Annotated in this window: 7 protein-coding genes and 1 pseudogene; 2 read left to right on the forward strand and 6 right to left on the reverse strand. The window is 41.4% G+C overall.

Annotated elements, in window-relative coordinates:
- Nucleotides 1-12 precede the first annotated feature (12 nt).
- From RMZ43_RS35535 to RMZ43_RS35545, 3 genes are all read right to left on the reverse strand, one after another.
- Complete coding sequence (locus RMZ43_RS35535; protein WP_322654392.1) at nucleotides 13-1,701, reverse strand: phage tail sheath family protein; 1,689 nt, start codon at nucleotides 1,699-1,701, stop codon at nucleotides 13-15.
- A 145-nt stretch (nucleotides 1,702-1,846) separates the two neighbouring features.
- Nucleotides 1,847-2,494: a carboxypeptidase-like regulatory domain-containing protein gene (locus tag RMZ43_RS35540; RefSeq protein ID WP_322651982.1), complete on the reverse strand. Its 648-nt coding sequence runs from the start codon at nucleotides 2,492-2,494 to the stop codon at nucleotides 1,847-1,849.
- A gap of 12 nt (nucleotides 2,495-2,506) precedes the next feature.
- Entirely contained in the window at nucleotides 2,507-3,082 is a 576-nt protein-coding gene (locus RMZ43_RS35545; protein WP_322651981.1) for a DUF4255 domain-containing protein, read from the reverse strand.
- A gap of 1,283 nt (nucleotides 3,083-4,365) precedes the next feature.
- On the opposite strand from RMZ43_RS35545, the pseudogene RMZ43_RS35550 reads away from it, so the two are divergent.
- Both RMZ43_RS35550 and RMZ43_RS35555 read left to right on the forward strand, forming a co-directional pair.
- Nucleotides 4,366-4,482: pseudogene (locus RMZ43_RS35550) on the forward strand (transposase); the annotation flags it as partial.
- A gap of 2 nt (nucleotides 4,483-4,484) precedes the next feature.
- Nucleotides 4,485-4,637, forward strand: a complete 153-nt coding sequence (locus RMZ43_RS35555) for a hypothetical protein (RefSeq protein ID WP_322654399.1) — start codon at nucleotides 4,485-4,487, stop codon at nucleotides 4,635-4,637.
- 15 nt (nucleotides 4,638-4,652) lie between these two features.
- On the opposite strand, the gene RMZ43_RS35560 is transcribed toward RMZ43_RS35555, so the two are convergent.
- The 3 genes from RMZ43_RS35560 to RMZ43_RS35570 are packed head-to-tail and all read right to left on the reverse strand — an operon-like array spanning nucleotide 4,653 to nucleotide 12,442.
- Entirely contained in the window at nucleotides 4,653-9,449 is a 4,797-nt protein-coding gene (locus RMZ43_RS35560) for an eIF2A-related protein (protein WP_322654391.1), read from the reverse strand.
- Nucleotides 9,446-11,095, reverse strand: coding sequence for a C25 family cysteine peptidase (locus tag RMZ43_RS35565; RefSeq protein ID WP_322651979.1), 1,650 nt, complete (start codon nucleotides 11,093-11,095; stop codon nucleotides 9,446-9,448). Before RMZ43_RS35565 ends, RMZ43_RS35560 begins: the two co-directional genes overlap by 4 nt.
- Nucleotides 11,096-11,125: 30 nt before the next feature.
- Nucleotides 11,126-12,442, reverse strand: coding sequence for a hypothetical protein (locus RMZ43_RS35570; protein WP_322651978.1), 1,317 nt, complete (start codon nucleotides 12,440-12,442; stop codon nucleotides 11,126-11,128).
- Between the last annotated feature and the right edge of the window lie 245 nt (nucleotides 12,443-12,687).

Below are 12,687 nucleotides of genomic sequence, written 5' to 3' on the forward strand. Positions count from 1 at the left end.
GTAATACAGTCTCTATTGATTGCTTGGCCCAGTCCACTGGCTAATACGGAAGATCACAAATTCTGCTGGTCTGACAATCGCCACTCCAATCTCTGTAATTACCTGACCCAGTTCCCGAACTTCAGGTGGGTTAGTCTCTTCATCACACTTTACATAAAATGCTTCTTGGGGTGTAGTACCAAACAAAGCACCATTACGCCAAACAATTGTTAAAAAAGCAGTAACATTAAGTATAATTTTTGACCATAATTTGGTATCGTTGGGTTCAAAAACTGCCCACTGGGTTCCCTGATCGATAGATTCCCGTAAAAACAGCATTGTACGACGGACATTGATGTACTTGTATTCCCCATTAGCATCACCGCCCAAGGTGCGCGCTCCCCATACACGGATACTGCCGTTGAGATCGCGGATGCAATTGACACCTTGAGGGTTGAGTCCTGCTTGTTGAGCTTTGCTGATTTTTTGCTTTAAACCTAAAGCACCTAACACGACTTCGTTAGCAGGAGCTTTGAACACCCCTCTAGTATTGTCTACTCGCGCATAAATTCCAGCGACATGACCACTAGGTGGTACGTATATACGTCCATCTCCTTCTGGGTTAAGCGTTTTGGCAGCAGGATCGAGAATTTGAATCCAAGGGAAGTAGTAGCCAGCGTAGTTTGAGAAATCAGGGAGGATGTTATTGTCGCCAGCTTGCGGGTCAAGTAAGCTGAGGTCTTCCAACTCCTCTGGACTATCGAAAATGGCAAAACGGTCTTGAGTTGCCTGTTGACAATGTATAGTAATAGCACTAGTAATAGCATTATCTGTTATACCAGGAGCTGCAACAATGGCTATCTCATCAATGGGTTCAAATTTTTCCTTGAGAAAGTCAGCAGTAATTTTGCTTGGCTCATCTACCCGTATCACATAACACCGAGTCCCACCGTTGTTAAAAAAGCCATAAACTGCCTGGGCTAGGGTATTTTGTCCTGGATCGGTTGAGAAGTCCCCGAAGAATTTTTTAAACTCGCTGAAGTTTGTACACAGTTTCACTTCCCCAACTGGTACAACCTTGAAAGTAGGGAACTTAGCTTGATAATCAGCCGTGATAATACTGCCTTGAGGTGGTGGTGAAGCAAACTTGACTTGAGCTACCGGCTTGCCATTTTCATCTTGGGTATCTGGCTCGAAGGTGGCTTGAATGGGGCTGCCATTAATCCGAAACTTAAATGTATTGGTATTGGTTGTGTTACTTGGGTATTGTTTCAGTGGAAAGGTGTCTTCCAGTGAATCGCCTGTTTTCTTTTTTCCTGTACCAATTAGCTCATTTTTTACCTGGAAGGCTAGCAAAACGTAATTACCTGTGATTGTTGCATTCGGTGGGGGAGCTTGAGCAAACTTGACTTGAACAACACCATCAGAATCAGGTTTATCCTGAATTTCGGCTGGCTTTACAACATTATTAACTTTAAACTGAAACGTCCCCTTGGTTTTGCTGACTAGTTGGTCTGGTAAATCAAAAGTAGTATCATTTCCATTTCCTTGTCCAATCTCTATATTTGTTCTTTTAATTCCCGCAGCGATAGGAATAGTAATCTCATTTGGTACAACTCCAATGAATCCTGCTGTACTAGTTCCCACACCTGCAATGGGTTGAATCGCAGAGGGGATTTCCTCAACATATACTCCAGGTGATAGATAAGTAGTTTGTGGCATGTTCTTCTTTCCTTCGTTTGAAAATGAGTGTTTAATTACGGATTTAGAAAACGGAGAGGTTAATTTATCTATTTGTTGCGATCGCTGCTCTAAGGAAACTTGTTTGTGAGTGGGAAGTGCAAGCTTGACAAGCTTTTCCAGGCATTTACACACTATTTCTTTTTTTCAAAACAAAGTCTAAGGTCTTCTCTATGCCAGCTTCATTGAGCAGTACTTTTCCAGAAGCGATATCGTAACCTGCGGCAGAAACTATTATAATTCGTTCCTGTGTCTGTGATGCTTCAAGCTCCATTAGTAGATACTGCCCTTGTTGATTGCTGAATGTGCGTTCTGCGCTTTTATTTACCCGTACTTGTGCCAAAACCACAGGATCACCATTTTGGTCAGATATCTTACCTTTGACGATAGTAGGTGACAGGGCAATGTCAGCCGCAGCCATGACTATCTTGTTCTCATTCTTACGGGATACAGTCACCGTTACCTGAGCAGTGCCGTAGCGTTTGCCAGCAGTTGGCAGAGAAGCTGTCAAACTATACTCGCCATTAGGTAAGTCTAAGAAATGAAAGTGACCATCAACAGCAGTTCTAGTTCGGTCGGGGCGTTGTGTCATCTTTTGCCAGCGTTCTCCGTACTGTAAAGCTTTGAGCTTGAGCCAGTTGCTAAAAGACTCTGGTGCTTTAGTAAGCATGACTTCAACACCACTAATAGCTTTGTTTGTTTGGGCATTAGTTATGCGTCCAGCGATCGCAATTTGATGCCTAGCCGACTCGATCAACAACCACTGCGACACCATAACTTATTCCTCCTATGTATTAATCTGCAATTCTGTTGCCAACGGTGTTGTGAGTGGTTCTTGAGCTACCACGCTAATCGTGATAGTGTAATTCAACACTGCTTTTGGCTTGCCTCCCAGTGCTTGCCAGAATTCTCCTATACTCTGGAGTTGAGTTGGTTGGAGAGACATAGTTGGTAGTGGTAATTCCTGTTCTACCAGACTTCCCTGAAGAACTTCCGATGGAAGTGTTGGGTAGCGTAACAGTATTTTCATCACTTCCCCCAGTAAACGATGTTCATCTCGAATTGGGGTAGGGGAAGTTTCATTAGTCCAAGCAGTGATCAGGTAGGAACAGTCTACTCGTACCAAAGGGGACTTTTTAATGGCATTACCATTACTCTGGCGTTCTACCAGCCATTCGTTGTTGCGAAGTTCCCGATTCTCTCGCACGTCATAAAGAAATAAATTAATCGCAGGTAAGGTGACTGAGGTAGGTGGAAATTGAGCGTTGGGTGTAATAAAACTGATGCTTACCTGACGGATTAAATCTGGCGATAGTGAATGCTTAAGTAATTCTTCTAGAGTCCGATCTAGATCATCAATCATAAAATTTTGTGAATCTTAATTATCCTGTAGAACACCTATTCATCAATAATGCGCGTACATAGTGCCAGATTATGACGTTTTACTGCACGCCGTAAGGGTCTTGAATTTCAGCCAAGGCTTCTAGAATTATTAGTTGGCTTACGGGAGTAAATACCCTCTAATATGAACACACCGCCTTCTAACACCAGGGCAAACGCATCTAAATTACTCTTGATCACAACGAAGGTTAAGAACCAACGAAAAAAGCAGGATTTCGCCCTTGATTATCTTTTAAGCCCCAAAGCGATCGCCTAAGGTTTTCGCAATAAGCAAAACTTAATGACATTATTTTTCAGGTCTATTTGAGAATAAACCTTTCTTATTGATATGATGCGGCCGCCCTGCTTTTAGCACAAAGCTAAAGTTCCGACACTTAGAATGAAATAGCCCTGCCTATTTTTCCATCTCTCTTCTATAAAAGAATTTAAATTATAAAGCTAGCTTGCGTGTCTTGATGATGGCAATGCCATTGTACAATTCATTATTTTGTTTAACGGGCAGAAGTAGTATAATATTTTTCCCTGAAAGAAGCAAAAAAAGTATTAAAGCTTGATATTTTGGAAAGTAATTAAAAAATTAAATCAATATTTGATACTTTTACTAAGATAAGAGCCTACAAAAATTTTGGTTTGCATTAATAAAAAATATGCAGAGATGGTTACTATAAAACCACTTGAAGAGAGATTGTACTTATTTGTGAATTATCAAATTCTTCAGATGAAAATATTTGATTAGCTCTATTTCTATCTAAGGTAAAATTATGGCTATCATACTACTGTGCTAACTTCTCTAGAAGGCTAATTATTGTGACCCCCTTACATGGTAATCAGAATAGTTTATACGTAGCAATTTCTACGTGTTGTTGAGTATTAACTAATTAACAATTTAGCATTTATTAGGCTAGTCGCTTATTACTAACTGGACTCTTTCATCATATTTCAGTGGTTTGTAAAAAAAATATCTATCTAAAGATAGATATTAAATTGTACTATACGCTAGAAATGAAGGAGAAAATTTGTTGATAATACAAGCTAGATAAAGGTTTGAAGGACATAAACCCCTAAAAAATTGCCCTAAAAGCTAGTATTTCCTGCTAAAGAGCTATGCAGATATAACATCTGACTTTTCCCGTTAAGTCTCGAAAAGCTTGGTGAACAACATCGGTGAGAGGTTAGAGTGATTGCACTTTTGTCAAGAAGGTGCGGGAAGATAAATCCAGCTTTGAGACTGGCTTTCGTATGGCTTTGTGCGTCTATCTGAAGCATTGTTTTGGACAGTGTACGGGTATCAGTTTTATCGATTCAACGTGCTTGAAGGTATGTCATAATCGTCGGATTTCTAGGCATAAAGTGTTTGAGGGCAGGTGGGTGTTATTGATAGTCCAGAAGAGAAGGAGTTGCTGTTGTCGGGGTTAGTAGTTAAGCAACAGGGTGTTTTGAAAGTTCATAATCGGATTTATGAATTAATATTTGATAGTAGTAGTTGGGTTGAGATTCATATAGCAAAAATTGGTTGACTAGTGTTGCTGTACTTACTCAGTATTGGTCTTACTGTTACATAATTTCTCATTTTTCTGATTGTTGAGATAATTTTGCATCAAATTACAAGCATTTTCCATAAGCATATCTAGATCCCAATCCCATAAAATTACGGTTGTGTCGTCACTACCAGAGGCGAGTTTTTTGCCGTTCGGGCTGAATACTACACTATTGACACTTCCTGTATGCCCAGTCAGAGTTTGTAAAAGCTTGCCCTCAGTATTCCATATTCTGATCGTTCCATCAGAGCCACCAGAGGCTATAGTTTCACCATCTGGGCTGAATACTACACTATTGACACTTCCTGTATGCCCATAAAAAGTATTCAGGGGTTTACCCTGCCTGTCCCAAGTTCTCACAGTTTTGTCATCACCAGCAGAGGCAAGGGTTTTACCGTCCGGGCTGAATGCCACACTCTTTATACTACAGTTTTGTTCTTCATTGCACTGATACTTTATAGGATTATTTATTTTCTCTTCCTTGCTATTTCCTGAATTCCACTTGCCATCTTCTGAATTCCATATTTTCACAGTTCCGTCCTCACTAGCAGAGGCGAGGATTTTGCCGTCCGGACTGAATACCACACTATTGATACTCTTCGTATGCCCATAAAAAGTATTAAGCAATTTCCCCTCAGTGTTCCAAATTCTTATGCTTTTGTCTTTACTACCAGAGGCAATGGTTTTGCTATCCGGGCTAAATACTATAATAGTGACACCATCTTGATGCCCAAAGAAGGTATACAGTTTTTGGCTTTCAATATTCCAGATTCTGAGAGTTTTGTCACCACTAGCAGAAGCTATAATTTTGCCGTCAGGGCTGTATTTTACACTTGTGACACCACCTTGATACCCATATAAAGTGGATAATATGTTGCCCTCAATGTCCCAGATTTTGACAGTTTTGTCGTCACTAGCAGAAGCAAGAGTTTTGCCATCCGGACTAAATGCTACGCTCTTAACAGCACCTCTATGCTCAATGAAAGTATGCGGAGGCTGTGCTTGAATATTCCAGATTCTAATAGTTTTGTCCCGACTGGCAGAGGCAAGAGTTTTGCTATCTGGACTAAATGCTACGCTATTAACAACATCCTGATGTCCAGTCAAGGTTAGCTTTCGCTTGTTAGCCTTTAAATCCCAAACTTTGACAGTCTTATCGTAACTAGCAAGTGCAATGGTCTTGCCGTCTGGGCTAAATACTACGCTTTTGACCGCATTCGGATAGTACAACACATACTTAAGCTTCAACTTTGTCTTATCCCATTCCAAGATTTTGACACTTCCGTCAAAACTACCATAGGCGAGAGTTTCACCGTCTGGGCTGAATACCACACTCTTAAGAGGAGAAAGCTTGGGGGTACACTTTTTAGTATTTTGACTTTTAGAACAATAACTGTTGTTTATGGAAGTCAGTAACTTACCATTAATATTCCAGATTTTGACAATTCCATCCTCACCAGCAGAAGCGAGAGTTTTGCCATCTGGGCTGAATACTACACTATTAACACTACGCTGACCTGAATCAAAAATTTGAGGCAGCTTATCCTCAATAATATTCCGGATTATTATTTTTCCGTCTTTACCAGCAGAAGCGAGAGTTTTGCCGTCCGGGCTGAACACTACACTATAGACTGCATTTTTATGGTCTCGGTAGGCGTGCAGCAATTTACCCTCAGTATCCCAGATTCTGACATTTCCCTCAAAATCACCAGATGCAATAATTTTGCCATCCGGGCTAAATATTACACTATAGACACTACTTTTAGACTCAGTGAGAGTGAGCAGCAATTTACCCTCAGTATCCCAGATTCTGACTGTGTTGTCGTCACTAGCAGAAGCGATGGTTTTGCCGTCTGGACTAAATACTACACTATTAACAGCACCTTGATGCTGTATTAACCGATTCTGTTCTCTGACATTATAAACATTCTGCAATGCTGCTGTAATCAGGGGCTGATTTGCTTTTTGTTTTTCCAAAATCTTTCCAGCCTTCATACCCTCGAAAAGAGCATCAAACTCTTGACGTGAGTTCAACAATGATATTGAAGATTGACCTAGAGAGTCTGCTTTAGCTAATTCTGTTTGCTGTGATTTCTGCCAAGCTACCAGTCCTAAGCTAGCAGTAACAATAAATCCAAGGATAGAGCCGCCAGCTATTCCCCATGCTGTATTTATTTCGCGCCGACGACGTACTTCTTTTTCTTTTTCTTGGCGTAAACGCAAATCGACACAAGCCTTCACATAGTCAGCCTCAAGTTTATTCAAAAGACGTTGCTGGGATAGCATTTGTGCATCATCTATCCTCCCACCCCGAAGTTGCAAATAATCTTCTTTTTGCTGAGACTGATTCCAATCCAGTGCAGCTTGACGAATTTTCTCACGCAGTTGCAAATTATTACGATTTTCGTTCAACCAGTTTTGCAATCTCTGCCAGTAGCGGATTAAGGCTTCATGGGCAACTTCTACTTCTTCCCGTTTTGTAGACTCATTGATGCTGGTAACTACAAGTCGCGCACCTTCGCCAGCCAATCGCTGCACCAGATTTTTAGTTAACCCCAAGTCACTATCTACAGGTACTAATTCTTCCAACTCAACTCGCCGTCGCGTATCGCGTCGTTTCTCACCTTGTACAGCTTCTTCATCCAAGCGGGTTAAGCGCACAAAGATATTGCGTACTTGTTCTTTTTCCTGCGGTGATAAGCCATTGTAAACAGCATCAGCAGTCTGAGAAATTGCCATTTTCACACCACCAATCGCTTCATACTGCTGACAACGCAACCATCTGCCGTGTCGCCGTTTCCACAACTCAAACAATGCGTGTTGCAGCAGCGGCATTGCTCCTGGTTCTCCTTCAACTTCATCTAAAATGGAATTGCTCAAACCAGCTTCAAAGCGCAAACCCACTTTTGCAGCCTGCATTTCCATTGCTCGACGTAACTGGGCTGAATCCATAGGAGCAATTAATTCTTGTCTCACCTGCATCATTTCTTTAAGTTTGGGGTGAGTTGCACATTCTCCCCAAAAGTCTGCCCGCATCGTAATTATGACTTTTTGCTGCTGGCTAAAACTGATTAATCGCTCGATGAATTTTTGTCTTTGCGCTGCATCACTACAGAGAGTGAACAGTTCTTCAAACTGGTCTATCACCAATACAAAATCCTGGTCTTGAAAGGTTGATAGACTTGTTTGCAGTGTAGCAATTGGTTCACTAGTTGGTGTCATGTAAGCCATCTGGAGGTTTGGCTGCTGGCTTTGTAGTGCTGGGATTAATCCTGCCAATACCAGGGATGATTTACCACTACCAGAAGCCCCCAACACAGGTAAAAAATTGTCTTGCGCCAGTTTCTGTTGTAGTTGTGCAATCAACTGCTCCCGCCCAAAGAAAAACTCCCGGTTTTCCAAGCGGAATGGCTTCAATCCTTGAAAAGGACAGCGTGAGTCGTAGGCTGGTGGTTCTTCTGTACCCAATGCCAAAGCGGGAAAACTCCAATCCAAGACCTCGCTACATATCTTATTGACTGTATCCAAAGCCTGCTGCTGTTCTTGCAGTGCCTCTTTGGTTTCAGTACCTAACGTTCTATTCAGCATTGTTATTTGCTGATTAAATTCATCGGATAGTATAGGCGCACGTTCTGGTAGTAATGCTTTTAAAGAATCTAAACCATCCTTGATTTCCTTGGATGTAAGCGGGCGGTCTGGAGTATTGCTAAATAGCGGTCGTCCTCCTAGACGGCTAAACAGTGCTGGCACAGTTATGTCATATCTACCCTGCAATCCAGCTGTAGCTTCGCTCAATGCTAAATCTACATTGCCATGTACTCTCAATTTTTGATAAAAAGTGGTAGCTAAAGCTTGAGCAGTTTTTATACTAACTTTGTCCGTCATTGCCACGACGGCAGGTATACCCAATTCTCTAACTAAGCGTTGTGCTAGTCCCCCCATTGCTCCTGTTGCTTCTGCTGTATTACTAGCACTTTCGCAAGTAGACAAAAATACAAAATGCGGGGCGCGGCGTAATTTACTTAGTCTATTAATTAAAGTAGTTGCGTTGACTGGTGCTACTTGGTTGTCATCAGTGGATAAATAAATGGCAGTCTCTCCATCCGCTAATAACTTACCGTGGCATATCAAGTGAACTAATGTATAGTATTTTTCATTATTTGTGAGACACTGCAAAACTGCATCCAAAGTGGGCAGCGCGATTGCACCATCAACTTTTGCTAAAACATCGCCAGGAATTTGATTACTAAAGGCTGTTTTTATACCAGCTACAGCCGCATCCACATCAAAACTATCTAATTGAAATCTACCTAAACCTGATGGACTGGCTGCTACAATCAAAGCCTGCAAGTCCCGCCGCCCGATCGCTGGGAACAATTGCTCTGTAATTGCCGGAATGTAGAGTGAAAAAGGTGTCCTTTGGTTAAGTGACAAAAATACCCATTTTCCATCTAAGGGAACACAGAGTTTCTCCCAGTGTAGTTTTTTAAGATCATCTGCTTCGATATAGAGCAAAACATGAAGATAATTATTTCCATCTTTAGCATCTTCCAAAGTTGCTAAAGCTTTGGAAAAAGCATCACGGATATCATTATGAAATAGTGCTTTACCTAATGCCGCACCATATTTATCTGGTTGTCCAATTAATGCTCTAAGTGCAGCAATATCATCATTAATCTCAAGTATGCCTTGATTACGAATCGGCACGAATTGACCTGGTTTGGTATGTTCGACAACTACAGGCCAGCTATCTTGATATTTACGTTGAATAGTAATTTCAAAGATGTTCATGATTTCAACTCCAGGAGTAAATCATTGACAGCTGACACAGTTGCTTGAATTTGTTCAACTTCAGATGCAGGAGCCTGCTGAACTTTTTCTAAAAAAGTTTCTAAAGATTTAATCAAATCCAATTTAGCTGGCTGTAATACAGATACTTCTGCTGTTGCAAATGCGGCTGGCAAAGTCACTTTTTCAATGATTGGTCGTTCCACAGTGTTTCTATCATAAATGGGTAGTCGTACTGCGGGGTCGCCAATAATTGTATAGCTTCGAGCATCATTGTTGGCTGTCCACATATCGGCTATAGCTGAGTTATCTGCGATCGCTCCAAATTTAATTTCTTCTAGTTGACTGCTGAGATCGGAAGAAAGTTCTGCATAACGCTGGTTGAAAAACTCCATAGCCGATCCCACAGGATGCCCTTCCATCAATCGCTTTAAAGCACTTTGGAAGACTTGCAACTGCGCCCCAGCCCTCTCCCACATAAAAGAATATCCCCAAGCTCGTTCCACATGGCCAACTACAGCCAATGCCCCTCCCTGCGGATGACTCAGCAAGCGCCGTGGTAAACCAGCCACAAAAGCACGAGGAGCAATATTTGACCTTTCATTAGTAGTTTTATTATGGGCGAAGTCATCGAATTTAGGCGTGCCAGCACCATAACAGGCAAAATGAATGGCAATTAATCCCAGCAAGCGATCGCTGACACTAATATCATCCGCAGAAAAATAAAAATCTTCGGGAATTTTTTCTCTCCACTGGAGTGGCCCTGGCCATTCTTGGCACAGCAATGCTCCTTGGTGGCGTTCTTGTCGGGGATCGCCATTGAGAAAACCCATACCGTGACTAGCTGTAAATAACAAGCTAGGAGTTTCATCGCCACCTAATAATTGTCTCAGTCGAGCTTTAGTAGCTTCATCTTTGAGGACAGTTTGGACATTCCAGCCTGGTTGGTCTTGGGCTATCCATTCAGCTAGGGGTTTAATTAATTGGTCCGCACTGAGTTGAGTTGCTCGATCGCCACTGTTCCGCACGCCGAAAAAGCTAGCACTGCGGGGTAACGAGAACTTACCTGTTTCTGCTTCGACAACGCTACAAGCATACTGAGCATATTCTTCTAAAGTATCAAAATAAATCCGACCTACCGCATACTGCACATCAAGTTGGTATTGAAAGCTATAAGGAATAGTTTCTGGGTCGCCTACAATCAGTAGGTAGTAAGGCATCTTATCAGGGTCGGCAGGCCCTTGCCCTACTTGATGACGTGCCAAAAACTTAGTTTTCGTCTCACCCGGACGATAAGCTTTTACGCCGATATATTCCTGATAATAATGTTCTTTGTTTTGGGTAGCTTGTTTTTGACGCAATTCTAACAATGGGCTAAGTGCTTCTTTAATTGCTGGGTCAGCATTATAAGCAAAGATTACTCCCCAACCAGTTTCTGCTAGGTTTTTCGGGTCTACTCCCTCTATGGGTGCAAACTCTGGGTCTAGTCCCTTGACGTGTAAATTTTTCCTTTGTAATTCGCTTAAAAGTTCTAAATCTATTTCCTCACCCTGAGCAATTTGAGAAACTTGCATTGGTGTCAGGGGTGGAAGCAAATACTTACCAGTCGCCCCATCAATTCCATTAAAAAATAGCGATTCTTCGTTCATAATTTGGCTATTCCTTGATTTTCGATTGACTTAACTAGCGAGCACAGCTTGCCACACAGCATGAGCTACTTCTGGTTTAGCTATATCATTGTGAGCGCCAACAAAAATTCCATCATGGGTATCACATATATACTGAGTACTATCCAAATTATAAATTTTACCTGTTGTAAATGGGTACGCTTCACTCACAGAAAGCATCTTCATGTTTACAATTTCCAAACCTGGACCACGTACCCCAAAAGTGCCTAGTGCGCCAAACTTAGGAAGCTCAACAGTTTCAAAAACTATTTGGTGGCGTATACCCGCAGCCAAGGGATACATCTTACCAAGCGCTGCATCTAGTTCAGTTTGTGTAGTAACAATCGGGCCGGATACTTTATTATCAGCAACTACAGAATGAAAGTAACCCGGACGACCTGGTAAAACTGGAATATCTGCACAGTAAGACCACAGCGATAAAGCACCTTGTACTAAAGCTACAGAATTAACTGAACGGACTAAAGTGTTATGGTCTCTGGGCCCTGCTAACATAGCGGAAACAACAATACATCCAAAACTGTGACCCATGAGATGAAATCGCACGGTATTTGCAGTTGCTTTTTGTAGTTGTGCTAGTAACTCGAAGCCGCCAGTTTCACCAATTTGACGCGCTCTGTCTTTCATTTTCCAAAAAGAGAGGACTCGCAGGGGCATCAAAATTCCACTCAAGTTGAATTGACCAAAATCAACTGGTTCTGCTTTGGCAGCTTCAAATATACTTTCTGGATCGAAAGATAAGCGATCGCTCCCTGGCGCTGCTCCTTCACCATCATTACCTAAACCTGATTCCTGATTTAAAACTTCGTAAGCTTGACGTACCTCTGATGGCATATAGTCGGGTGTAATATTTTCCATCGCTGCTTGGAAAATTGTATGAAGTGCCTGTCGGGAAGTATCTGTGTCAGCTATTCTCTGAGCATACTGCTCAATCAAACTCTCTAATGGAGAAGTAGATGTTGAATCAAAAGAAACTGGATTACTAAGTTCTTCATTACCCCAAGGCAAACTCGGCCAATATAAGCCAATTAATAGTGGGTGAAATTCCGATCTTGCTTGTTCAATTTGTGCAATATCATTTAAATTATTGTGCATTGCACCTATCCATTTGTTATATTGCTGTCGCGCTCCAGTTACATCACTCATCCATCCATGACTAAATATAAAGACATCTGTGATTGGCTGACCAGACAGGATATCTAACAACTTTTGGCTCATTTTACCTTGAGGCTCATCACGTTCATTAACAACAGCATCAAATGCGACTAAATAGTACTGTAATGAAGTTCCAGGTATTGTTTCAATTGGCATATAAAACCTCAAAAAACTAATATTTATTTAATTTAAATTAGTACTAATCGAGCTTCAATTGAAATTATAAACGGGATAATTCACTAAAATTTTGCTGTTCATCCCCTACAATTCTATAATCTAATTGCACCTACTACAACTTCTTTATATGGATTAACTTTAATATACTTATACCAATTTAATATGAAGCTGCATATAATAGGGGAAAGCAAACTCGGTAAGTTGATATACCCATGAGCCGCCCA

The organism is Nostoc sp. CmiVER01, from assembly GCF_034531135.2.
Classification (GTDB): domain Bacteria; phylum Cyanobacteriota; class Cyanobacteriia; order Cyanobacteriales; family Nostocaceae; genus Nostoc.